At 63.4% G+C, this 21,386-nt stretch carries 25 protein-coding genes; 17 read left to right on the top strand and 8 right to left on the bottom strand.

Annotated elements, in window-relative coordinates; translation table 11 throughout:
• Nucleotides 1–5: 5 nt before the first annotated feature.
• Both DDE76_RS00340 and DDE76_RS00335 read left to right on the top strand, forming a co-directional pair.
• Complete coding sequence (locus DDE76_RS00340; RefSeq protein WP_104892267.1) at nt 6–434, top strand: acyl-CoA thioesterase; 429 nt, start codon at nt 6–8, stop codon at nt 432–434.
• An 11-nt stretch (nt 435–445) separates the two neighbouring features.
• A complete protein-coding gene (locus DDE76_RS00335) occupies nt 446–1,216 on the top strand; it encodes a crotonase/enoyl-CoA hydratase family protein (protein ID WP_104894778.1) in 771 nt (256 codons plus the stop codon).
• A gap of 42 nt (nt 1,217–1,258) precedes the next feature.
• On the opposite strand, the gene DDE76_RS00330 is transcribed toward DDE76_RS00335, so the two are convergent.
• The gene (locus DDE76_RS00330) at nt 1,259–1,729 is read right to left on the bottom strand and encodes a MarR family winged helix-turn-helix transcriptional regulator (protein WP_104892266.1); all 471 of its coding nucleotides are present in this window, start codon (nt 1,727–1,729) and stop codon (nt 1,259–1,261) included.
• A gap of 322 nt (nt 1,730–2,051) precedes the next feature.
• Between DDE76_RS00330 and DDE76_RS00325 the strand changes: the two genes are divergently transcribed.
• From DDE76_RS00325 to DDE76_RS00315, 3 genes are all read left to right on the top strand, one after another.
• Nucleotides 2,052–2,540: a TRAP transporter small permease gene (locus tag DDE76_RS00325; RefSeq protein ID WP_245891744.1), complete on the top strand. Its 489-nt coding sequence runs from the start codon at nt 2,052–2,054 to the stop codon at nt 2,538–2,540.
• The gene (locus tag DDE76_RS00320; protein ID WP_104892264.1) at nt 2,537–3,859 is read left to right on the top strand and encodes a TRAP transporter large permease; all 1,323 of its coding nucleotides are present in this window, start codon (nt 2,537–2,539) and stop codon (nt 3,857–3,859) included. Before DDE76_RS00325 ends, DDE76_RS00320 begins: the two co-directional genes overlap by 4 nt.
• An 88-nt stretch (nt 3,860–3,947) precedes the next feature.
• Entirely contained in the window at nt 3,948–4,967 is a 1,020-nt protein-coding gene (locus DDE76_RS00315) for a TRAP transporter substrate-binding protein (RefSeq protein WP_104892263.1), read from the top strand.
• Between the two features lie 96 nt (nt 4,968–5,063).
• Here DDE76_RS00315 and pobA read toward each other — a convergent pair whose 3' ends face one another.
• Nucleotides 5,064–6,221, bottom strand: a complete 1,158-nt coding sequence (gene pobA / locus DDE76_RS00310; protein ID WP_104892262.1) for a 4-hydroxybenzoate 3-monooxygenase — start codon at nt 6,219–6,221, stop codon at nt 5,064–5,066.
• A gap of 72 nt (nt 6,222–6,293) precedes the next feature.
• On the opposite strand from pobA, the gene DDE76_RS00305 reads away from it, so the two are divergent.
• Nucleotides 6,294–7,145, top strand: a complete 852-nt coding sequence (locus tag DDE76_RS00305) for a helix-turn-helix domain-containing protein (RefSeq protein ID WP_245891743.1) — start codon at nt 6,294–6,296, stop codon at nt 7,143–7,145.
• Nucleotides 7,146–7,163: 18 nt separating this feature from the next.
• Here DDE76_RS00305 and pcaQ read toward each other — a convergent pair whose 3' ends face one another.
• The gene (gene pcaQ / locus DDE76_RS00300) at nt 7,164–8,087 is read right to left on the bottom strand and encodes a pca operon transcription factor PcaQ (protein ID WP_198650800.1); all 924 of its coding nucleotides are present in this window, start codon (nt 8,085–8,087) and stop codon (nt 7,164–7,166) included.
• A gap of 159 nt (nt 8,088–8,246) precedes the next feature.
• On the opposite strand from pcaQ, the gene pcaD reads away from it, so the two are divergent.
• The 10 genes from pcaD to DDE76_RS00250 all read left to right on the top strand — a co-directional run bounded on the left by pcaD (nt 8,247) and on the right by DDE76_RS00250 (nt 16,322).
• Nucleotides 8,247–9,038, top strand: a complete 792-nt coding sequence (gene pcaD, locus DDE76_RS00295) for a 3-oxoadipate enol-lactonase (protein ID WP_104892259.1) — start codon at nt 8,247–8,249, stop codon at nt 9,036–9,038.
• A complete protein-coding gene (gene pcaC, locus DDE76_RS00290; protein ID WP_104892258.1) occupies nt 9,031–9,420 on the top strand; it encodes a 4-carboxymuconolactone decarboxylase in 390 nt (129 codons plus the stop codon). The genes pcaD and pcaC overlap by 8 nt, the downstream gene beginning before the upstream one ends.
• Entirely contained in the window at nt 9,417–10,163 is a 747-nt protein-coding gene (gene pcaH, locus DDE76_RS00285; RefSeq protein ID WP_104892257.1) for a protocatechuate 3,4-dioxygenase subunit beta, read from the top strand. Before pcaC ends, pcaH begins: the two co-directional genes overlap by 4 nt.
• Before the next feature lies 1 nt (nt 10,164).
• Complete coding sequence (gene pcaG / locus DDE76_RS00280) at nt 10,165–10,776, top strand: protocatechuate 3,4-dioxygenase subunit alpha (RefSeq protein WP_104892256.1); 612 nt, start codon at nt 10,165–10,167, stop codon at nt 10,774–10,776.
• Nucleotides 10,777–10,809: 33 nt separating this feature from the next.
• Nucleotides 10,810–11,838, top strand: coding sequence for a 3-carboxy-cis,cis-muconate cycloisomerase (locus tag DDE76_RS00275; protein WP_104894777.1), 1,029 nt, complete (start codon nt 10,810–10,812; stop codon nt 11,836–11,838).
• A 161-nt stretch (nt 11,839–11,999) separates the two neighbouring features.
• Entirely contained in the window at nt 12,000–12,722 is a 723-nt protein-coding gene (locus tag DDE76_RS00270) for a 3-oxoacid CoA-transferase subunit A (RefSeq protein ID WP_104892255.1), read from the top strand.
• On the top strand, nt 12,719–13,390 hold the full coding sequence (locus tag DDE76_RS00265) for a 3-oxoacid CoA-transferase subunit B (protein WP_104892254.1): 672 nt from the start codon (nt 12,719–12,721) through the stop codon (nt 13,388–13,390). Before DDE76_RS00270 ends, DDE76_RS00265 begins: the two co-directional genes overlap by 4 nt.
• Nucleotide 13,391: 1 nt before the next feature.
• Nucleotides 13,392–14,594, top strand: coding sequence for a 3-oxoadipyl-CoA thiolase (gene pcaF / locus DDE76_RS00260; protein WP_104892253.1), 1,203 nt, complete (start codon nt 13,392–13,394; stop codon nt 14,592–14,594).
• Between the two features lie 97 nt (nt 14,595–14,691).
• Nucleotides 14,692–15,606: an ROK family protein gene (locus DDE76_RS00255; protein WP_104892252.1), complete on the top strand. Its 915-nt coding sequence runs from the start codon at nt 14,692–14,694 to the stop codon at nt 15,604–15,606.
• Complete coding sequence (locus DDE76_RS00250) at nt 15,603–16,322, top strand: copper homeostasis protein CutC (RefSeq protein ID WP_104892251.1); 720 nt, start codon at nt 15,603–15,605, stop codon at nt 16,320–16,322. Before DDE76_RS00255 ends, DDE76_RS00250 begins: the two co-directional genes overlap by 4 nt.
• Here the strand turns inward: DDE76_RS00250 and DDE76_RS00245 are convergent.
• The 5 genes from DDE76_RS00245 to DDE76_RS00230 all read right to left on the bottom strand — a co-directional run bounded on the left by DDE76_RS00245 (nt 16,308) and on the right by DDE76_RS00230 (nt 20,352).
• Nucleotides 16,308–16,889, bottom strand: coding sequence for a DUF6969 family protein (locus DDE76_RS00245; RefSeq protein ID WP_425430609.1), 582 nt, complete (start codon nt 16,887–16,889; stop codon nt 16,308–16,310). The genes DDE76_RS00250 and DDE76_RS00245 overlap by 15 nt on opposite strands.
• Nucleotides 16,889–17,320: a hypothetical protein gene (locus DDE76_RS19700; protein ID WP_198650805.1), complete on the bottom strand. Its 432-nt coding sequence runs from the start codon at nt 17,318–17,320 to the stop codon at nt 16,889–16,891. Before DDE76_RS19700 ends, DDE76_RS00245 begins: the two co-directional genes overlap by 1 nt.
• A complete protein-coding gene (locus DDE76_RS00240) occupies nt 17,317–18,531 on the bottom strand; it encodes a YeeE/YedE family protein (RefSeq protein WP_104892250.1) in 1,215 nt (404 codons plus the stop codon). Before DDE76_RS00240 ends, DDE76_RS19700 begins: the two co-directional genes overlap by 4 nt.
• Before the next feature lie 97 nt (nt 18,532–18,628).
• A complete protein-coding gene (locus DDE76_RS00235) occupies nt 18,629–19,531 on the bottom strand; it encodes a sulfurtransferase (protein ID WP_104892249.1) in 903 nt (300 codons plus the stop codon).
• A gap of 128 nt (nt 19,532–19,659) precedes the next feature.
• A complete protein-coding gene (locus tag DDE76_RS00230; RefSeq protein WP_104892248.1) occupies nt 19,660–20,352 on the bottom strand; it encodes a FadR/GntR family transcriptional regulator in 693 nt (230 codons plus the stop codon).
• Nucleotides 20,353–20,649: 297 nt separating this feature from the next.
• On the opposite strand from DDE76_RS00230, the gene DDE76_RS00225 reads away from it, so the two are divergent.
• On the top strand, nt 20,650–21,381 hold the full coding sequence (locus DDE76_RS00225; RefSeq protein ID WP_104892247.1) for an SDR family oxidoreductase: 732 nt from the start codon (nt 20,650–20,652) through the stop codon (nt 21,379–21,381).
• Nucleotides 21,382–21,386 lie beyond the last annotated feature (5 nt).

Genomic DNA, 21,386 nt, shown 5'->3' with positions numbered 1-21,386 from the left:
CCGCCATGTTTTCCAACACCACCAGGGTCGAAATCCAGTTCGGCGATTGTGATCCGGCCGGCATTGTCTATTACCCCAATTACTTCCGCTTTTTTGACAATGCCACCGCGGCCATGCTCTCGGCGGCCTTTGCCATGCACAAGCGCAACTGGCTCGATCATTTTGGCATTGCCGGCATCCCCATGGTCGATACCGGCGCGCGCTTCATCCGCCCTTCGAGTTTTGGCGATGTGGTGGAAATCAGAAGCGAAATCACCGATGTGGGCCGATCCAGCTTTGGGGTGAAGCACAGCCTGTTCAAGGATGGCGAATTGGCCATCGAAGCCCATGAAAAGCGCGTCTGGGTGGTGCGCGGCGAGCATGGTGCCATCCGTTCCGCGCCGCTGCCCGATGAGGTGCGCAATCTGCTGGGCCAGACCAAACGAGTACCGTGAAGGACATGTCGATGACCAAGGACCAGGTGCTGATCCAAGAGCAGCGGGGCAATATCAGCCACCTCATGCTTAACCGGCCCGAGAAGCGAAACGCGCTCAACGACGATCTCGTCGCTGCGCTTGATGCCTTCTTTGCCAATGTGCCCGAACAGACCCGGGCCATCGTCATTTCCGGCACCGGCGGACATTTCTCGTCCGGGCTCGACCTTTCCCAGCATGTCGCCAGACAGCCGCTCGATGTCATGGCCCATTCGCGCAACTGGCATCGCGTCATGGCCCGCATCGCCCATTCTCAGGTGCCGGTCGTTGCGGCCATGAGTGGCGCTGTCATGGGGGGCGGTCTCGAATTTGCGGCCGCCTGCCATGTGCGTGTGGCCGAGGAGACCGTGCGGTTCCAGATGCCCGAAGGCCTGCGCGGCATCTTCGTGGGCGGTGGCGGTTCGGTGCGCATCTCCCGGCTGATCGGACCCGATCGCCTGACCGAAATGATGCTCACCGGCCGCAACTATTCCGGTGTCGACGGCGAGCGGCTGGGCCTGGCTCATCATCTGGTGCCCGAAGGCCAGGCGCTGGAAAAAGCCTTTGAACTGGCCGGGCGGATTGCCAGGAATTCCCCGACCATCAATGGTTTCATCATCCAGGCCATCGCCCAGATCGGCTCGATGCCGCCCGAAGCGGGTCTATATGCCGAAAGCCTGACTGCGGCCCTCAGCCAGACCGGACCGGATGCCGAGGAAGGTCTGAAGGCGTTTCTGGAAAAACGTCCACCCAATTTCGGCTGAGCGCGATGGGCGCCTTCGTGTGCAACAGGAGCCGGGAAGGTGTCAGATCAGCCGATCCAGCAGCGCCAGCAATTGCGCCCGCGCCGCCTGCCCGCCGAGCTGGGCCACGGTCTCCTCTTCGAGCTGGGCGTGCCGGGCCTGCGCCTGGGTCAGGAAAGCCTTTCCTTCTGCTGTCAGATGCAGCGCATTGGCGCGCTTGTCCTCCAGCGATGGAATGCGCTCGACCAGGCCGCGCTCTTCAAGCCCATGCACAAGCGTAACGAAATTGGCGCGCTTGATGCCCAGAACCTCGGCGATTTCCGTTTGCTTGCGGCCCGGATTATCATCGATCAGCACCAGCACCGAATATTCCGCTGGCCGCAATTTCAGTTCCTCGAAGACGGCAAGAAATTTCTGGAACACACTGAGCTGGGCACGGCGCAGCCGGTAACCGACAATTGAGGTTGTCGCATCCGTTCGCAACGCGGTGTCGCCCTCGGTGGGCGCAGGTGGATTGGTCTTGTTTCGACGCATGGTTGTGCGACCGTAGCGAGGCGGATCAGGAAGGCAAGCAGACATGCGAGCATAGCGCGTGAATGCATGGGAAAACTCCGCTGCACGAAACGGGTCGCGCGGTCAGTTCCATGCCATTCGGTTATCGAACACACGGATTGTTTCGGTGTTTGATCGCTATAATCGCAAAAATGTATAATCTGGATGTTATGAGATGGCGGGCATTTGTCATTTTACTTGACCGCGCCCGACACCCTAAAACCAGTATGATGCAAGGGGGGAAACCTGCGTGTTTAGAGACGAGTCCCTGTTGGGACGAACCATTGTGGGAATGGCAAGGTTGATGGCGATCGCCGGCGGCCTGGTCTTGCTGGCCATGGTCGGCATGATTGTCGTCAGTATCATCGGCCGCGCCCTTCTGTTTGTCGGTCTCAAGCCAATCACCGGCGACTATGAGCTGGTCTCCATCGGGATGGGTTTTGCCATCTTTGCATTTATGCCCTGGGCCCATCTCACGCGCAGCCACGCATTGGTCGCCCTGGTCACCGACAGTTTCGGCCTGCGCGTCAATAGCTGGATCCTGGTGATCACCGACATCATGATGCTGGTCGCATCCTGGTTTATTGCCTGGCGCCTCTACTATGGCATGATGGACAAGTTCGCCTATCGCGAGACCACGCTATTGCTGCGTTTCCCGCTGAGCTGGGCCTATGCGCTGGCCTTTGTCGGCGCCGTGGTCATGGCGGTGGTGGCTGTCTATGTGCTGGGCCGCTCGCTCAGCTATGCCATTAAGGGTGAAGCCGAGCCCAAGCAGGTGGGAGCCGAACTATGACCCCCTTGATGCTCGGCTTTCTCGGCCTGCCGCTCGTTCTGGTCCTGATCTTTCTGCGCGTGCCCATTGGCCTGGCCATGCTCGGCGTTGGAGTTTTCGGAAGCTGGTTGATCACCGGCAGCTTCAACCCTGTCTCGGCCCAGTTCAAGAACCTGACCTATTCCACCTACGCCTCCTATTCGCTCTCCGTCGTGCCGCTCTTCCTGCTCATGGGGCAGTTCGCGACGCTGGGTGGCCTGTCCTCCGGCCTGTTCAATGCGGCTGCGGCCTGGCTTGGCCACAAGAAGGGCGGCGTGGCCATGGCGGCCATTGGGGCCAGCGCCGGATTTGGCGCCATTTGTGGTTCCTCCCTGGCAACGGCTGCGACCATGGGCCAGGTGGCCCTCCCCGAACTCAAGAAATACGGCTATTCGGGCGCACTTTCGACCGGCACGGTCGCTGCAGGCGGCACGCTGGGCATTCTCATCCCGCCCTCAATCATCCTGGTGCTGTTTGCGGTCCTGACCGAACAGAACATCGCCAAGCTGTTCATGGGCGCCTTCGTGCCCGGCATCCTGGCGGCGATCGGCTACATCATCGTCATCATGCTCTATGTCCGCATGGTGCCCGGATCCGGCGGTGTGCGCGAGCGCATGCCCTATAGCCAACGGTTTCGCGAACTGGCCAAGACCTGGCCAGTGCTGGTGGTGTTCCTGCTGGTGATCGGTGGTATCTATGCCGGCATATTCACACCGACCGAGGCCGCTGCCGTTGGCGCGGCCGGCACCTTCCTGATCGCCCTGGCGGCCCGCAGCCTGGATCGCAAATCGATCATGCAGGCGTGCCTGGCAACGGCCAGCGCCACCGCCATGATTTTTCTCATCGTGCTCGGTGCTGCTGCCCTCAACAGTTTCCTGGCGCTGTCCCAGGTGCCCCAGGTCCTGGCAGCCTGGGTGGGTGAGCAGGGCTTCAATCCCTGGATCGTGATGATCCTGGTGCTGATCTTTTACCTGGTCATGGGGTGCGTGATGGACTCACTCTCCATGATCCTGCTGACCGTGCCGATCATCTTCCCGATGATGTCCGTGCTCGATTTCGGCCTGACGCCCGATGAGTTCGGCATCTGGTTCGGCATCATCGTGCTGATCGTGGTGGAAGTCGGCCTGATTACCCCGCCGGTGGGCATGAACTTGTTCATCATCAATTCCATGGCGCCCGAAACGCGCCTGTCCGATACCTATCGCGGCGTGTTGCCCTTTGTGGCCAGCGACATGGTCCGCACCGCAATCCTGGTAGCTTTCCCGCCCATTACGTTGTGGCTGGTCTGGATGCTCTACTAGGTAAGAACCTGTTTCGGCCTGGTTCCGCAGGAACCGGGCTGGGACACTGAACCGGCCAAACATGGCCATGACGAGGGAGGGATACCCAATGAAGACCAAGAGCCTGGTAATGGGGGCGCTGGCTGCGCTCGCCATGTCCACCACCGCCTTTGCCCAGGAAGTCACCCTGCGCATTCACCAGATGCTGCCTGCCCAGGCAACCATTCCGGCCCAGGCCATCGAGCCCTGGGCCGCCAAGGTTTCCGATGAATCGGACGGCCGCATCAAGTTCGAGCTCTACCCGGCCATGCAGCTTGGTGGCGCTCCTCCGGAGCTGTTTGACCAGGCCAAGGACGGCGTTGTCGACATCATCTGGACCGTGCTCGGCTATACGCCGGGCCGCTTCCCGAAATCGGAAGTGTTCGAGCTGCCTTTCATGATCCCCAATGGTGAGATCGGCTCGGCGGCCTTCTACAATTACGTGCAGGAAAATTCGGCTGACGAGTTCGCCGGCGTGCATGTCATCGCCCTGCACACCCACGGTCCGGGTCTGTTCCACTCCAAGGAGCCGGTCACGAGCCTGGAAGATCTAAATGGCATGAAGGTGCGTGGCGGTTCGCGCATCATTTCCGACATGCTGGCTGAACTCGGCGCCGAGCCGATCGGCATGCCGGTGCCGCAGGTGACCGAGGCCCTGTCTAAAGGCGTAATCGATGCCACCACCATCCCCTGGGAAGTGACGCCGTCCCTGCGCGTGGCCGAGCTGGTGCAGAACCACACTGGCTTCACCAGCCAGAATGGTCTTTACACCCAGACCTTCGGCTTCGTGATGAATATGGACAGCTACAACAACCTGCCCGACGACCTGAAGGCCGTGATCGACGCCAATTCGGGCCTCGAGACCTCGCGCATGTTCGGCCGCGTCATGGACAATGGCGACGCCACGGGCCTCTCGATTGCCGTAAATGCCGGCAACAACGTCGTGCAGCTCGATGAAGCCGAAACCGCCCGCTGGATTGAAGCGGCCGAACCGGTTGTTGATCGCTGGCTTGCCGACATGGACGGCCAGGGCATTGATGGACAGGCTCTGCTCGATGCGGCCCGCGCCGCCGTCGCCGCCGAGATGTAATCGGCCGGTTCAGGCAAGAAAAATGGCCCGGTCGGGGAATCGACCGGGCCATTTCTTTGTCCACTTTGTCTCGTTCAGCAGACCGGCACGAGCCCGCTAGGCCGGCAATCCGACATAATTCTCCGCCAGCACCTGCTGGGCCGCATGCGAACCGCTGAGATAGTCGAACTCGGCCCGCTGGATGCGGCGTCCGAACCGGCCGGTTTCGGGGAAAGTATGCAACAGGCTCGTCATCCACCAGCTAAAGCGTTCAGCCTTCCAGATGCGCGCCAACGCCCGCTGCGAATAATTGTCGATCCCGGCCGCGGACTTCTCGGCATAAAGCTCGATCATTGCATCGGCCAGCATGGCCACATCGCTCATTGCCAGATTGAGCCCCTTGGCCCCGGTCGGCGGCACGATATGGGCCGCATCTCCCGCCAGGAACAGCTTGCCAAACCGCAGCGGCTCGGCCACGAAACTCCGCAGCGGGGCAATGGATTTCTCGATTGACGGTCCTGTCTGCAAGGCCTCGGCCGTTTCAGGATTAAGGCGACGGCGCAACTCGTCCCAGAACCGGTCATCACTCCAGTTCTCGACCTTTTCGTCAGTCGGCACTTGCACATAATAGCGGCTGCGGACATTCGATCGTTGTGAGCAGAGTGCAAATCCGCGTTCGTGATGCGCATAGATCAGCTCATGCGCAACAGGCGGCTTGTCGACCAGAATGCCCAGCCAGCCAAAGGGATAGGTGCGCTCGAAAGTGGTCAGCGCCTCTTGCGGCACGCTGGCCCGACAGACACCGTGATAGCCATCGCATCCGGCAATGTAGTCGCAATCGAGCCGATGGGTGACCCCGTCCTGCTCCCAACTGACCGATGGACTGCCGTCGAAATCTTGGATCGCGACATTGCCCGCCTCATAGATGGTGTTGCCTTGCCTGGCCTCCATCAGGTCGCGGGTGACCTCGGTCTGCCCATAGACAGTGACTTGCTTGCCGACCAGTCCCGTGAAGTCGATCCGCAGCCGGTCGCCGTCAAACGACAGGTCGGTGCCGTGATGGATCAGGCCCTCCGCCTTGAGCCGTTCGGCCACCTGGGCCCGCTCCATCAGATCGACCGAGCCCTGCTCCAATACGCCGGCGCGGATGCGCCCGAGTACATAGTCGGCGCTCTTGCGTTCGATGATGACATTGTCGATGCCGGCAAGGTCCAGCAGGCGGCCCAGCATGAGGCCGGCTGGGCCCGCGCCGATAATGGCGACTTGAGTGCGCATTCGCTCCTCCACTTCTTGCCGCCATGATGCGCGTGCGGCAGGGCGTCGTGAATGGACAGAGGATGCAAACTCTTGCACTATCCGAACATGATCTCGATCCCGACCTATGCGCTTTATGGTGAAACCGAGGGGGAGGCCCGCCAGGATTGGTTGCACTGGGAAACCATCCAGGCCCGTAGCCGCCTGCACGATTATCGCATCGCGCCACACCGGCACGACCAGTTCTTCCAGGTGCTCCATCTTACCGCCGGGCGAGCCGAAATGACGCTGGATGGCGACGATCATCTGTTACTGCCCGAGAGCATTGCGGTGGTGACCGCCGGAACCGTCCACGGCTATGCCTTCAGCGCAGATGTGCGTGGGATGGTGGTTACACTGATGGAGCGCGACATGATCGGGCTCGGCCTGCCGCGGCCGCAGGCCATGGTGATCCATCGCAATTGCCAGGAAATCGCCATGGCGCTGGGCCGGTTGACCGCCGAAGCGGACCGGCCCGGGGCCGGCCATGACGTGGCGATGCGTGCTCACCTCATGCTCTTGCTGGTCGCCTTGCGGCGCGCCGATGTCGGCGCCAAGCCGTCCCAGGATACTGGCCGGGCCGCGCATCTGGTGGCGCGGTTTCGCGATCTCGTCGAACAGCAATACCGCATGTCGCGCCGCGTGGCCGATTATGCGGATGCGGTGGGCATCAGCCACACCCATCTCAATCGCCTCTGCCGGCAGCGGCTGGGCAGCTCCGCCCTTGATGTCATCGAACAGCGCATCGCGCTCGAAGCGCGGCGGCAATTGCTGTTTTCAACCCTGACCATCAAGCAGATCGGGGCCGAACTGGGTTATGACGATCCGGCCTATTTTTCCCGCTTCATCACCCGCATGTTCGGCATGCCACCCGCGGCCCTGCGCGAACAGATGCGGCGGCGCTAGGCGCGCGCAGGCAGCCTATTAGTGCCCGTCTTTCCGCAAGCGCTCGGCAACGTCCCGCACGGACTGCATCAGGCTGGTCGTGGACAATGCGGTCGGGGTGTCGGTGCGGGTGGTAAAGCCCACCGGCCCCAGCGTCTCGCTGGTATCCACCGGCAGCAGCGCCAGTCTGCCTTCGGCAACATCGTCGGCCACCACCCCTTCGGAAATGATCCAGATCGCTTCGGTCTGGCGCACATACGAGCGGCCAAAGGCGTTGGACACGGTCTCGATCTCATCGCGCAATTGCGTCACCCCGTGGGCCAGCAGGATGCGCTCCACCACCGGGCGGATCACCGAGTCCGGGGTCGGCATCAGGGTCTGGTAATTCTCGATCAGCCTGAGATTGAACTCGGGTTCGTCCAGCACAGGGTGGCCGGGCCGCACGGCCAGCACCACGCGTTCGGAATAAAGATGTTCGAACGACAGCCCGACCATGGCATTGGGTTCGGCCATGCGGCCGATCACCAGGTCGACATCGCCGGTGCGCAATAGCGAGAGCAGATAGCCATTTGGCCCGGTGATGATGCGCGTGGTCACCCCCCCATTGTCCTCGGTAAAGGCGCGCACGGCATCGGGCAGCATGCGCGCCGATACTGTGGGCAGGGCGCCCACCCGCACCATGGCCGTGTCATGCGTCCCCCGCGCCGCATCGATCCCCTGGCGCAGCGCGGCGATGCTGGTCGAGGCATAGCGAAAGAACACTTCGCCAAAGGCTGTCAGGGATAGTCGCCGCCGGCTGCGATCGAACAATTGCCCGCCCAGCAGGGCTTCGAGTTCCTGGATCGTCTTGGTGGCGGCAGGCTGGCTGATATTGAGCGCCTCGGCCGCCCCGGCCATGGAGCGTAACCGCGCCACCTCAAGGAAGCAGGCGATGTGCCGAAGGCGAATACGAGGATCGATAATGCGCGGTGACATTGCGTTTCCGGTTATGCCATATATCAATTTGATAGCAAAAATTGCGCAACAAGCGCAAATTCAATAATCCCTGAGTTATCGTATAGGTCGGACATATCATTTTACACTGGCGCTGGCTGTCCCTTAAATCAAGGTCAAGAGGAAGCCATGCCATTTGTCCGTATCAGCGGCACTTTGCTGCATTACCGCCTGACGGGACCCGAGGGTGCCCCGCCGCTGGTCTTTGTCAATTCGCTGGGCACCGATGCGCGCATCTGGGATGCGGTGATCGCCGCGTTATCCGATCGCTATCGCTGTCTGTCCTACGACAAGCGCGGCCATGGCCTGAGCGATGCGCCAGACGGTGACTATGCCCTGGACGATCACCTCGATGATCTGGAAGGCCTGCTCGACCAGCTACGCCTCAACAAAGGCACGGTGATCGGCGTGTCCGTTGGCGGCCTGATCGCGCAGGGGCTGGCGCTGCGCGCGCCGCACCGCGTCGCGGCGCTCGTCCTGTGCTGCACAGCCCCGCGCATGGGCGATGCGGCCATGTGGGCAGCCCGTATCGAGACGGCCCGTACCAAGGGCCTCGAAACTATGGCCGATCCGGTCATGGAGCGCTGGTTCAGCCCCGATTTCCGCCAGCATCGCCCCGATGAGCTGGCCGGCTGGCGCAATCTCTTCCTGCGCACCAATCCCCTTGGCTATGCCAATACCTGCGCCACTCTGCGCGACACCGATCTGTCCGCGGACATTGCGCAAATCGAGGCGCCAACGCTGATCGTGGCGGGAGGTGCCGATCTGGCGGCCCCGGTCGACCTGGTACGCAACTGCACGGCCATACACGGTTCGCGTTTCGAAGTGCTCGACGGCGTCGGCCATATTCCATCCATCGAGCAGCCGGCCCGCCTGGCTGGTCTGATCCAGGACTTTCTCAAGGAGGCCGACCATGGCTGATACGTCATTGTTCGATCGCGGCATGGCGACCCGCCGCGCAGTTCTGGGCGACGGCCATGTCGACAAGGCCGCCGCGCGCACGACCGAACTCGATGACGCCTTCCAGACCTTCATCACCGAAGGGGCCTGGGGCTCGGTCTGGTCGCGCCCTGGTCTGTCCAAGCGCGAGCGCTCCATCGTGACCCTGGCCCTTCTGGCCGGGCTGGGCCATGAAGAGGAGTTCGCCATGCATGTGCGTGCCACGGTCAATACCGGTGCCACTGAGGATGATATCAAGGAATTGCTGTTGCACGTCGCCGTCTATGCGGGCGTGCCGGCCGCCAATAGCGCCTACAAGATCGCCAAGCACGAACTGGCAAAACGTGAGGAGACGGCCCTATGAGCGGCATCATTCTACCCGGAGCCGACGGCCAGTTGTTCCAGCGCGATCGCGATTGGCATCCCAAGGCCGATACGCCGGGATACAAGTCGACCACCTTCCGTGCCCCCAAACACAGCCTGCTCTCGCTTGGCCCCACCCAATCGGAAATGACCGGCCCCACCTTTGGTCACGAAAAGCTCGGCGAGCTCGACAATGACCTGATCCGCAATTTCAGCCAGGATGGCACCGACGCCATCGGCCAGCGCATGATCGTCTATGGCCAGGTGCTCGACGAGAATGCGCGGCCCGTGCCCAATACGCTGGTCGAATATTGGCAGGCCAATGCCGGTGGCCGCTACCGCCACAAGAAGGAAGGCTATGTTGCCGCGCTCGACCCCAATTTCGGCGGCTTTGGCCGCTCGATCACCGACGAGAACGGCTTTTATCACTTCCGCACCATCAAGCCCGGCGCCTATCCCTGGCCCAATACCGGCAATGACTGGCGTCCTGCCCACATTCACTTCTCGGTCTTCGGCCATGCCTTTGCGCAGCGCCTGATTACCCAGATGTATTTCGAGGGCGACCCGATGATCTGGCAGTGCCCCATCGTCGCCACCATCAACGACAAGGCGGCGATCGATCAATTGACGGCGCGGCTTGACCGCCTCAATACCACGCCCATGGACGCCTTGTGCTATCGCTTCGACATTGTGCTGCGTGGCCGCCGCTCGACCATGTTTGAAAACAAGAGAGAGGGGAACTGACATGCTGCACCCCACCCCGATCCTGAAAGAAACCCCGTCCCAGACCGCCGGTCCCTATGTCCATATCGGCATGACGCCGAATTTCTGCGACATCACCGGTGTCATTCCCCAGGATCTCGGCAAGACCATGATCAATGGCGATGTCGAAGGCGAACGCATCAATGTGGCCGTCCGCGTCTTCGATGGCGTCGGTGTGCCGCTTTTCGATGGCGTGGTCGAGATCTGGCAGGCCGATGCCAGCGGCAATTTCGTTGGGCCAACCGCCCCCAATTCCAATTCTGTCCCCGCCTTCACCGGCTGGGGCCGCCAGCCGCTGAGTGAAGCGGGTGCTGCCACGTTCGAAACCATCAAGCCTGGCCGCGTGCCTGGTCCCGATGGCAAGCTGATGGCGCCCCATATCGCGCTCTGGATCGTGGCCCGCGGCATCAATATCGGTCTCCAGACCCGGCTCTATTTCGAGGACGAGGCAGAGGCCAATGCGACCGATTTTGTACTCAACAAGATTATGGATAAGCGCCGCCGCGAAACCCTGATCGCCAAACGCGACGGCGCCACCTACACTCTCGACATCCACTTGCAGGGCGACAGGGAAACAGTGTTCTTCGATATGTGAGCGATGTTGGCGCTCCATGACAACGGAAATACGATGACCCTCCTTTCCGCTCTCACCGGCGACCCTGAAGTCGAAGCTCTGCTCTCCGACGCTGCCCAGCTCGACGCCAAGCTGGCCTTCGAGCGCGCTCTTGCCGAGGCAAGCGCTGAGACCGGCTGGATCAGCGAAGCAGCCGCGACCGCGATTGGCCAGGCGATTGACGGGTTCGAGCCGGATTGGTCCGCGCTTGCAGCGGGCATGGCGCAGGACGGTGTCGTCGTTCCCGCGCTGGTGAAGCAATTAAGAGCGCAATTGCCCGAGCCCCATCGCGCCGCGCTGCACAAGGGCGCCACCAGCCAGGACGTCACTGACACGGCCCTGATGCTGCAACTGGCTCGGGTCTTCGACGTGTTTGAATCGCGCCTGACCGCATTGCTCGACCATTTCGATGCGCTGGCCAAAGAGCATGGGCAGCGCGAATTGATGGCCCATACCCGCATGCAGGTGGCCTTGCCCACCACCTGGGACGCCAAGCTGGCCAGTTGGTCCGAGCCGCTCAGGCGCCAATTGCAGGCCATCACCAGCCTGCGGCGCAGCCTGCTGGTCATTCAGCTCGGCGGCCCGGTGGGCGATCGGGCCAGCTTCGGCGAGCATGGCAACGCCATCGCCGCCAAAGTGGCGCAACGCCTCGACCTGGGCCTTGCCACACCCTGGCAGGCAACGCGCGACCCGATCATCGCATTGGGCAGCCTGCTCACGCAGATCACCGGCGCGCTTGGCAAGCTGGGCGTCGATGTGACGTTGCTGGCACAGAACGAAATTGCTGCGGTGCGTATTGAGGGCGGCGGTGGCTCCTCGGCCATGGCGCACAAGTCCAACCCGGTCAATGCGGAGGTGCTGGTCGCTTTGGCGCGCTTCAATGCCGGTCTGTCCGGCACGCTGGCGCAGGCCCAGCTGCATGAGAACGAACGCTCCGGTGCCGCCTGGACGCTGGAATGGCTGACCCTGCCGTCCATGTTGGTCAACACCGGCGCCAGCCTGAGGCTCGCCGGAAAATTGCAACAGCAGCTACACCTCGCCTGATCGTTCAGGTTATTGAAACGACCTGTTTTGGACGAGTTCGGATCACAATGGTGGTCGACCAATAACTCAAGAGATATGGAATGCATCGCGCATTTCATTTCTGTTGCGCCGTCATTGCTGTCAAAACAGGTCGCGCCCGAGACCGGAAAGGAAGATTGCTCATGGACAAGACAGTGCCCGATCTCGCCACGGCCGTGGCGGGCATTGAAGACGGCATGGTGGTTATGGTGGGCGGCTTCGGCGGTTCCGGCGCGCCGATCGAGCTTATCCATGCGCTGATCGACCGCTTCAAGGCCACCGGCAGCCCCAAGAACCTCACCGTGGTCAACAACAATGCCGGCAATGGCCGCATTGGTATTGCCGCCATGATCGACGCAGGCATGGTGGGCAAGATGATCTGCTCCTTCCCGCGTTCCGCCGATCCGCGCGCGTTCACCGAGAAATACCTGGCCGGCGAAATCGGACTCGAACTGGTGCCGCAGGGCACCTTGGCCGAGCGCATCCGCGCTGCCGGGGCCGGCATCCCGGCCTTTTACACGCCGGCCAGCTATGGGACCGATGTGGCCAAGGGCAAGCCGGTGGCCGAGTTCGACGGCAAGCATTATGTGCAGGAGCGCTGGCTCAAGGCCGACGTCGCCATTCTCAAGGCCGAACTGGCTGATACGCTGGGCAACCTGACGTACCGCAAGGCGGCCCGCAATTTCTCGCCGCTGATGGCCGCCGCTGCCGCCAAGACCATCGTGCAGGCCACCAAGATCGTCCAGCCGGGTGAGATCGATCCCGAGCACGTCGTGACCCCCGGCATTTTCGTCGACGCCATAGTTGAGGTCAGCGACCCCAAACAGGAAGAAGCGCTGATGCGCGCGGGAGTGGCCTACGCATGAGCACGAAACTCTCCAACGCCCAGATCGCCTGGCGCGCCGCGCAGGACATCGAGGACGGCGCCTATGTCAATCTTGGCATCGGCTTTCCCGAAATGGTCGCCAAATTCCAGCCGCCCGGCAAGCAGGCCATTTTCCACACCGAGAACGGGGTCCTCAATTTCGGCGAGGCCCCGGTCGAGGGCGAAGAGGACTGGGACCTCATCAATGCCGGCAAGAAGGCCATCACCCTGCGCCCCGGCGCGGCCTTCTTCCATCACGCCGACAGCTTCGGCATGGTGCGCGGCGGGCATTTGGATGTTGCTATCCTGGGCACCTATGAAGTGGCCGAAAACGGCGACCTCGCCAATTGGTCGACCGGCCCCAGGGGTGTTCCGGCGGTGGGTGGGGCCATGGACCTGGTGCATGGCGCCAAGCGCGTCGCCGTCATCACCGACCATGTCACCAAGGATGGACGGCCCAAGCTGGTCAAGCGCTGTGCTCTGCCGCTGACCGGGGTGGGGTGCGTCACCCGCGTCTATACCAGTCTGGCGGTCCTGGACATCGAAGATGAACGCTTTGTGCTGCGCGAAAAGCTGCCCACAATGAGCGTTGCAGAATTGCAGGCCGTGACCGGCGCCGAACTGGTGCTGCCCGACCAGATCGGCGACCTCGTCGCCCCGGAGCTGTGAGATGACCGACGCCTTTGTCTGCGCCTATAAGCGCACCGCCATCGGCCGCTTTGGCGGTTCGCTCTCGGCTGTTCGTCCCGACGATCTTGGCGCTATCCCCCTCAAGGCGCTGATGGCCGAGCACGCTTCGGTGGATTGGGAAGCCGTTGACGACGTCATCTTCGGCAATGCCAACGGCGCTGGCGAAGAAAACCGCAATGTCGCCCGCATGAGCGCCCTGCTGGCCGGCCTGCCGGTCGGCGTCACCGGCACCACCATGAACCGCCTCTGCGGCTCCGGCATGGATGCCGTCATCACCGCGGCGCGGGCGATCAAGTCGGGTGAAGCGGATCTCATCATCGCCGGCGGCACCGAAAGCATGAGCCGGGCCCCCTTCGTCATGCCCAAGGCCACCTCTGCCTTTTCGCGCAATGCCGAAATCTACGACACCACCATTGGCTGGCGCTTCGTCAATCCGCTGATGAAGGCACAATATGGCGTCGATTCCATGCCCGAGACCGGCGAGAACGTCGCGCAGGAATTTGGCGTCAGCCGCGAGGCCCAGGACGGATTCGCGGTCCGCAGCCAGGACAAGGCGGTAGCCGCACAGCAGAACGGACGGCTGGCAAAAGAAATCGTCCCGGTCACTATCCCGCAGCGCAAGGGCGACCCGGTCGTGGTCGATACCGACGAGCACCCACGCGCCGGCACAACAATCGAAACGCTTGCCAAGCTCAAGGCGCTGTTCCCCAATGGCACCGTCACCGCAGGCAATGCTTCGGGCGTCAATGACGGCGCGGCTGCGCTGATCATTGCTTCGGAAGCGGCCGCGAAGAAACATGGCCTCACCCCCATTGCGCGCATTCTGGGCGGCGCCACCGCCGGTGTGCCGCCGCGCATCATGGGCATGGGCCCGGCACCCGCCAGCAAAAAACTCTTCGCGCGCCTTGCTCTCACCCAGGCCGATTTCGATGTCATCGAACTCAACGAGGCCTTTGCCAGCCAGGGCATCGCCGTCTTGCGCGATCTCGGCATTGCCGAAGACGATGCGCGCGTGAATCGTAATGGCGGGGCTATTGCCCTCGGGCATCCGCTTGGCATGAGCGGTGCCCGCATCACCGGCACGGCAGCGCTGGAACTCAGCCTTTCCGGCAAGCGGCGGGCGCTGGCCACCATGTGCATCGGCGTTGGTCAGGGCATCGCCATCGGTCTCGAACGGGTCTAGCAGGTGCACGCCGGGCGGGCCCCGGCTATTCTTGAACGCCCGCGCTTGATCGTGCGGGCGCAACCGGACTAAATGCCGGGCAAAAAGGCCCCGGCATATGATGACCTGTTTTGATATTGGCGGCACCACCATCAAGGCGGCCACCGCAACCGGCCCCGACGCCCTGGTGGCGCTGGGTCGCGTGCCGACCCCGCGCGATGACTTCGATGCCTTTGCCGCCGCGATTGCCGGCCTCGTCGAACAGGGCGGTGCCCCCACTGGCAGCCCGATTTCCATTTCTGTCACCGGCGTTGTCGATCCCGAAACGGGGCTGACCACGGTGGCCAATATCCCCTGCATCGATGGTCGCAATCTGGCCGGCGATCTGGGGGCGCGGCTCGGCTGCCAGGTGCTGGTCGCCAATGATGCCGATTGCTTTGCCCTGGCCGAGGCTTTTGCCGGCGCCGGGCGCGGTCACCGCGTCGTCTTCGGCGCCATTCTGGGCACCGGGGTGGGCGGCGGCATTGTTGCCGATGGCCGCCTGTTCCGGGGCGGCGGCGGCCTGTCCGGCGAGTGGGGACATGGCACGGCGGTGGCCACACGCGTCAGTGTCGCGCCCTTCGACATGCCGCATCTGCCCTGCGGTTGCGGCCTTCAGGGCTGCGTCGATACGGTCGGTGGTGCCCGCGGCATAGAGAAGCTGCACAAGCACCTGCACGGGGCCGATCTGCCAAGCACGGACATTGTGACACAATGGGAAAGTGGTGATGTGCAGGCCGGCCAAACACTCGATCTCTATGTCGCGCTGGTCTCCCTTCCCCTGGCGTTGACCGTCAATATCGTTGGGCCCGACATCATCCCGGTCGGCGGCGGGCTGGGCAATGCACATGGCCTGGTTGCCCGGTTGGATGCAGCCGTGCGCGGGCGTATCCTGCGCAGCATCGATCGCCCGCTGGTCGTCCCCGCGCAATTGACCGTCGATGCCGGATTGATCGGCGCGGCGAGCCTGGCATTTTCGGAGGGAGTGGCATGACCCTGCTCGAAGTCTGCGTGGACACTGCCGAAGGCCTTGCCGCCGCCATTGTCGGCGGCGCCGACCGGGTAGAACTCTGTTCGGTACTCGAACTCGGGGGGCTGACACCCTATGCGGGGCTGATGGCGCTGGCGGGCAGGGCACCCGTGCCGGTGCGTGCCATGATCCGCCCCCGCGCCGGCGATTTCGTTTTCACGGCCGGCGACCTCGAAGCCATGCTGGGTGATGTCGAGGCGGCGCGTCAGGCGGGGTTGGCCGGGGTGGTGCTGGGCGCCAGCCTGCCCGACGGGCGGCTCGATATCGAGAAACTGGAGCGCCTGGTCGATGAAGCCGGCGAAATGCAGAAGACCCTGCACCGCGCCATAGACCTGGTGCCGGACATTGCCGAAGCGGTCGAGCAGGCCATTGCCCTGGGGTTCGATACCATTTTGACCTCAGGCCGCGCATCCAGTGCCCTGGAGGGCATTGCCGATCTCGAGCTTGCCCATAATGTCGCCGACGGGCGCATCGCCATCATGGCCGGGGCAGGCGTCAATGCGGCCACCGCGCCGCATATTCTTGGCCGCGTCCCTTTGGCGGCCATGCATGGCTCCTGCTCCGAGCCGGTGCCGCCCGATAGCGATGTCGCGCAGCGCCTTGGCTTTGTCAGCCCGACGCGCCGCGCCACCAGCCCCGACAAGGTTGCTGCCCTCAAGGCCGCCTTAGCGGTCCACTAGAAGTTCCGAAGTCACCTCAAGCGCCCGGTCATCGTGGGCCGCGACGCCCTCTGGCGGCTGATGCGCCGCAAGCACCGCGTCGCGCCGGCGGATCAACGCCGCAATCTCGTCCTCATAGGCCACCAGCACCGCCGTCAGCCAGCGATTGACGAGGTAGGATGGCCGCGGCATCTGCATGTCGAAGCGCGCGAGCAGGGGAACGGTCGTTGCCGCATCCGCCCAGTCATCGCCAACCACCCATTGATTGACGGTGAAAAGCCGCAACAGCCGCCCATGGGCATCAACGCCCACCGCGCAGAGGTGATGGATCGGGCCCTCCGGTCCACCGGGGCGAAGGAAGCAATGGAAATGCCCATGCTCCTCCGATCCCTCTTCGGCCGGATGGCAATGATAGAACCATTGCGCATTGCTGGCGGGGTCGAACACGTCGCCCGGCGGATAATGCTTCCAGGCGGCAATGTCGGTGATGCCCGCAAAGGTTTCGCTCAGCACGTTAAGACCGCCCTTGGCGAGGATAGCCTCGCAAAAGGCGATTTCCGCGTGGGCCTGGTCCTGGGCGTCGCTCATCAGCCAGAGACCACCAGATCCGGCGCTTCGTCTGCCCCGTCCGGAAGCGGCTTCGGGGCCGGGGGTGGCGGCGCCAATTGCGGCGCCGTTGCAGCGGGAGGCGTGGCCGGTGGCGGGGGCGGAGGGGCCTTCTGTGTCGTGGCGGGCGGTGTGGCCGGGGGAGGCGGCGGCGCGGCCTTGGCCGGGGCGCCGGCAGCACAAGGGGCAACAGCTGGCGGCGGCGGTGGCGCGGCCTTGGCGGGCGCGCCAGCGGCGCAGGGTGCCCCGGCTGCACACGGGGCGGCGCCCGCAGAGCAGGGCGAAGCGCCCGCGCTCACGCTGGTGTCCGCCGTCGGACGCGGCGGCACCGGATTGTTCACATGGTCATAGGCGATGGCAGCGGTCGACACGGCCAGCGCGGCACCAAACAGAAGTGTGTTGCGTGAACTCATTTGCGGCTCAATCCATCAAGGCCAAACAGTGGGCGCGCCCAGACCCCGGCATAGGAGCCGGCAAAGGCTGCCGCGAACCACAGCCAGCCATGCAGGCTCCCCGTGGCGATGCCCGAAAACAGCGCGCCGATATTGCAGCCGAAGGAGAGGCGGGCGCCATAGCCCATCAACAGGCCGCCGATAATGGCGGCCAATAGCGATCCCAGCGGCAGCTTGGCCTTTGGCGCGAACTTACCTGCGACCGAAGCAGCAATCGCGGCACCTAGTACCAGGCCAAAATCCATCACTGACACTGTATCAGCCAGCACCGAGGATTGCAGCGCCTGGGCCTGCGCCGGCCAGGTCCAGAACTCCCAGCTTGCCACATCAATGCCCACGCCTTGCGCGATTTTCGCGCCCCACAGGCCAAAGCCATAGGTGATCGACCAGGGATGTCCGGCGGTCAGCAGGGTGGCGATATTGAGCAGCGCCAGGGCGAGCCCGGCGCCGACCAGCGGCCAGGGGCCAAGCCACAACCAGCTCCAGCCCGGACGGGCCGGCACAGGTTCGGTTTCAAGATTGCCATGCGCGCGGCGCTCGATCAGCGCGGTGACAAGGGCCACCAGCGCCAGGGCGGCAATGGTCACGGCCAGGGCGCCGGCTATGCCGATCTCCGCCCCCAGGCTGAACGTGCCCAGCGAGGGCTGCTCCAGCCAGAAGGGCAGGTGCGCCGTGCCGATCAGCGCCCCGATGATGAAGAATGCCAGCGTCACCAGCATGCGGGCCGAGCCGCCCCCGACGGTGAACAGCGTGCCCGAGCCGCAGCCGCCGCCCAACTGCATGCCCAGGCCGAACATGGCCGCCCCCAGCAGCACCGAGACGCCCACCGGGGCAGCAGCCCCGACAATGGCCTGTCCACCGATTGATCCGGCCGCAACCAGCGGGATCATTGCAATCGCGGCCACCCCGATCATCAGCATCTGCGCCCGCATCGAGCGGCCGCGCTTTTCCACCACCATGCGGCGCCAGCCGCCGGTAAAGCCGAAACTGCCATGGAACAGGGCGGCGCCCAGCGCGCCGCCGATCAGGAACAGCGCGCCCTGTCGCAGATCGACCAGGCTGGTGATGAGCAAAAAGCCCAGGACCAGCGCGGTCGCGGCAACAATGAGGGGCCAGCGGTCAGACGTGACCGGAGGCAGGAATTTGGGGGTGGATGCGGAAATGTCGCTCATGGTGCCCTGCAAAAAATCGTGCGCTCAAGACGTTTTGGATGCTGCGCCGGCTGGGCGCAACATCCAATAATTCGCCGGTCCGTCGGGCCTGTCTGGCTTACTGGATCGGACGGGCCGGATCGGCAGCCCATTCGGCCATCGAGCCGTCATACATGGCCGTATTGGTGTTGCCGCCCACTTCGTGCAGCGCAAACCACACCACCGAAGCCCAGTGCCCGGTATTGCAGAACACGATGTTCTCTTCGTCAGCCGCCAGCCCGAGGCCCTCGGCCAGCGCGGCAATGGTCTCAGGCTGCGCGAAGCTGGCATATTCCGAGCTGTAGAGCTTGGAGTTTTCCAGGTTCAGCGAGCCGGGAATGGTGCCTTCGATGCGCACCACCGGGCTCTTGGCTTCGCCCACGAACTGGGCATGCGGCCGCCCGTCGATCAGCTTGGTGCCGGCAGCAAGGGCCGCTTCCACATCGGCTGTGGTGGCGCGCAATTCGTCACGCACTTCAAAGGGGAAGGTGGTTGGCTCCGGCACGGCGGCCTCGGCCACGCGCTCGCCGCCCTGGGCGTCATACTGGCGCCAGCCGCCATCGAGGATCGAAACCTCGTCATGGCCGAGATATTTGAAGGTCCAGTAAACGCGGGTGGCGCCCCCGAATTCGGAACTGTCGGTCCCCCAGGGCACGATCACCACATGGTCGTCGCCATCGATGCCCAGGCTGCCGATGAGCTCGGCGACCTGCTCGGCAGGCGGGATCTGGCCCGGCACGCCCTCGATTTCGGTGCGCCAGCCGGCGGTGTTGTACGGGGCAACAACGGCATTGGCGATGTAGGGCAATTCGCCCAGATCCGTGTTTTCGATGTCGGCGCGAATGTCGAGAATGACGAGGTTTTCGTCACCGGCATGGGCTTTCAGCCATTCCGCGCTCACCAGCGGGGTGACATCCTGCGCCTGGACGGCAATCGGGGTCACGGCCAGCACGGCGGCGGTGGCAAAGGTGGAAAGGCGCATGGGGAAACTCCAAAGTCTGTTTTGCCGCAAACCTACACAAGAGCGTCCCGAAAATCGAAGACTGGGGAACCAATTTCCGTTCCGAATGCAGAATATTTCGCCCAAGGCGTGCCCCGGCAAAGCAAGCCTTACTCCCAGGTTTCGAGCATGGCGTTGGCGACAAAATCGAGGTGCTCCGCCATGGCTTTGCGGGCGCCTTCGGCATTGCCGCTGACCACGCCGGCCACAATGGCCTCGTGATCGGCCAGGATATGGTCGCGGATTGCCCGGATATCGGCCAGATGCTGGTGGAAGCGCTTGTCGACCGCGCCATGGCGGGCGTTCCAGAGTGCTTCGATGGTTTCGCGCAGCACGGCATTGTTGCATGCATCGGCCAGCGTCATATGCAGCATCTGGTCGCTTTCGGGGCGCCATTGGTCTTGCGCGGCCTCGGCACGCATGATCTTGAGCGTTTCGCGCAGCCGCGCAGTGCCTTCGGGCGAAATAGTCTGGCTGGCCAATGCAGCGGCCTCAGGCTCGAGCAGGCGCCGCACGGCCATCACTTCAAGCGGCGAGGCGTTCAGCTCCGGCAGACCGAGGCTGGAATCGTCGCGCTGGCGCACAAAGGCGCCAACCCCCACCCGCACTTCCACCAGCCCTGCCACTTCAAGGGCGATCAATGCCTCGCGTACCGTGGGCCGCGAAACGCCCAGGCTCAGCGCCAGCTCTCGCTCGGAGGGCAATTGCCGGCCGGGCTTAGCTGCCCCGGCCTTGATCTGGTCGCGGATCTGGTCGGCGATCTGGATATAAAGTTTGCGGTTGGAAACGGCTTGCAGCTTCATGGCTCTCCCCTCGCCAACACATAGACAGATGGGACCACTCTGTCTACTGGTCTGACCACTTGACAGCTCGACCAACTTGCCATTAGCTCATGGCCGGCATCGGGAGCCTGGCACCAGACCGGGCGGCCTGGGGAGGCTGGCCAATGGAGGGTTCGACATTCGGTGCTGCGATACGCCGTGCCGCTGGCCGACATGCGCAGTCTCGGCATCCGTCCCACCACTCTGCGCTCGGTCCTTGCGCATCCTGGCAAGGGGTCAAGCTTGGGTTTCTGACCACCACGAACTAAGGGGCAAGAATTGGCCGACCTCACCGGAAAAACCGTTCTGATCACCGCCGCGGCTCAAGGCATCGGCAGGGCCTCGGCCGAAGCGTTTGCGCGGGCCGGGGCAAAGGTGGTCGCCACCGATATCAATGCCACCCTCCTCGCCGAGCTCGAGGCGATCCCCAATGTGACCACGCGAGTGCTCGATGTGCTCTCCGGCGAAGCGGTCAACCAGGCCATCGCCGAGATCGGCCATATCGACGTGCTCTTTAACTGCGCCGGCGTCGTCCACAACGGCACCGTCCTTGAGATGAGCGACGCCGATCTTGACTTTGCACTCGATCTCAACGTCAAGGCGCAGATCAGGACAATCAAGGCCGTGCTGCCGCAGATGCTGGAACGCCGGGACGGCGCCATCATCAACATGGCGACGGTGGCCTCCTCGATCAAAGGCGTTCCAAATCGCGCGGCCTATACCATTTCCAAGGCGGCCGTGGTGGGTCTCACCAAGTCCATTGCCGCCGACTACACCACTCAGGGTATCCGCGTGAACGCCATCTGCCCCGGCACGGTGGACAGTCCCAGCCTGCACCAGCGCTGGGAGGCCACCGGCGATTTCGAGGGCGCAAAAAGAGCCTTTATCGCCCGCCAGCCCATTGGCCGCATAGCCCGGCCCGACGAGGTGGCAGACCTCGCCGTCTATCTCGCCGGCGCCACCTATACCACCGGACAGGTCCACATCATCGACGGCGGCTGGACGGCCTGATTGCC

Source organism: Devosia indica (assembly GCF_003056405.1).
Taxonomy (GTDB): domain Bacteria; phylum Pseudomonadota; class Alphaproteobacteria; order Rhizobiales; family Devosiaceae; genus Devosia; species Devosia indica.
The sequence above is the reverse complement of the archived record's forward strand: the minus strand, read 5'-3'. Positions and strand labels throughout refer to the sequence as shown.

What these genes read in the sequence shown, in the direction of transcription:
- DDE76_RS00240 (WP_104892250.1), bottom strand. Translation starts at nt 18,531, where the DNA reads ATGAGCGACATTTCCGCATCCACCCCCAAATTCCTGCCTCCGGTCACG.
- DDE76_RS00235 (WP_104892249.1), bottom strand. Translation starts at nt 19,531, where the DNA reads ATGCGCCTTTCCACCTTTGCCACCGCCGCCGTGCTGGCCGTGACCCCG.
- DDE76_RS00340 (WP_104892267.1), top strand. Translation starts at nt 6, where the DNA reads ATGTTTTCCAACACCACCAGGGTCGAAATCCAGTTCGGCGATTGTGAT.
- DDE76_RS00325 (WP_245891744.1), top strand. Translation starts at nt 2,052, where the DNA reads ATGGCGATCGCCGGCGGCCTGGTCTTGCTGGCCATGGTCGGCATGATT.
- DDE76_RS00245 (WP_425430609.1), bottom strand. Translation starts at nt 16,889, where the DNA reads ATGAGCGACGCCCAGGACCAGGCCCACGCGGAAATCGCCTTTTGCGAG.
- pobA (WP_104892262.1), bottom strand. Translation starts at nt 6,221, where the DNA reads ATGCGCACTCAAGTCGCCATTATCGGCGCGGGCCCAGCCGGCCTCATG.
- DDE76_RS00315 (WP_104892263.1), top strand. Translation starts at nt 3,948, where the DNA reads ATGAAGACCAAGAGCCTGGTAATGGGGGCGCTGGCTGCGCTCGCCATG.
- DDE76_RS00250 (WP_104892251.1), top strand. Translation starts at nt 15,603, where the DNA reads ATGACCCTGCTCGAAGTCTGCGTGGACACTGCCGAAGGCCTTGCCGCC.
- DDE76_RS00255 (WP_104892252.1), top strand. Translation starts at nt 14,692, where the DNA reads ATGATGACCTGTTTTGATATTGGCGGCACCACCATCAAGGCGGCCACC.
- DDE76_RS00320 (WP_104892264.1), top strand. Translation starts at nt 2,537, where the DNA reads ATGACCCCCTTGATGCTCGGCTTTCTCGGCCTGCCGCTCGTTCTGGTC.
- DDE76_RS00270 (WP_104892255.1), top strand. Translation starts at nt 12,000, where the DNA reads ATGGACAAGACAGTGCCCGATCTCGCCACGGCCGTGGCGGGCATTGAA.
- DDE76_RS19700 (WP_198650805.1), bottom strand. Translation starts at nt 17,320, where the DNA reads ATGAGTTCACGCAACACACTTCTGTTTGGTGCCGCGCTGGCCGTGTCG.
- DDE76_RS00275 (WP_104894777.1), top strand. Translation starts at nt 10,810, where the DNA reads ATGACCCTCCTTTCCGCTCTCACCGGCGACCCTGAAGTCGAAGCTCTG.
- DDE76_RS00265 (WP_104892254.1), top strand. Translation starts at nt 12,719, where the DNA reads ATGAGCACGAAACTCTCCAACGCCCAGATCGCCTGGCGCGCCGCGCAG.
- DDE76_RS00230 (WP_104892248.1), bottom strand. Translation starts at nt 20,352, where the DNA reads ATGAAGCTGCAAGCCGTTTCCAACCGCAAACTTTATATCCAGATCGCC.
- pcaF (WP_104892253.1), top strand. Translation starts at nt 13,392, where the DNA reads ATGACCGACGCCTTTGTCTGCGCCTATAAGCGCACCGCCATCGGCCGC.
- pcaD (WP_104892259.1), top strand. Translation starts at nt 8,247, where the DNA reads ATGCCATTTGTCCGTATCAGCGGCACTTTGCTGCATTACCGCCTGACG.
- pcaG (WP_104892256.1), top strand. Translation starts at nt 10,165, where the DNA reads ATGCTGCACCCCACCCCGATCCTGAAAGAAACCCCGTCCCAGACCGCC.
- DDE76_RS00330 (WP_104892266.1), bottom strand. Translation starts at nt 1,729, where the DNA reads ATGCGTCGAAACAAGACCAATCCACCTGCGCCCACCGAGGGCGACACC.
- pcaC (WP_104892258.1), top strand. Translation starts at nt 9,031, where the DNA reads ATGGCTGATACGTCATTGTTCGATCGCGGCATGGCGACCCGCCGCGCA.
- pcaH (WP_104892257.1), top strand. Translation starts at nt 9,417, where the DNA reads ATGAGCGGCATCATTCTACCCGGAGCCGACGGCCAGTTGTTCCAGCGC.
- DDE76_RS00335 (WP_104894778.1), top strand. Translation starts at nt 446, where the DNA reads ATGACCAAGGACCAGGTGCTGATCCAAGAGCAGCGGGGCAATATCAGC.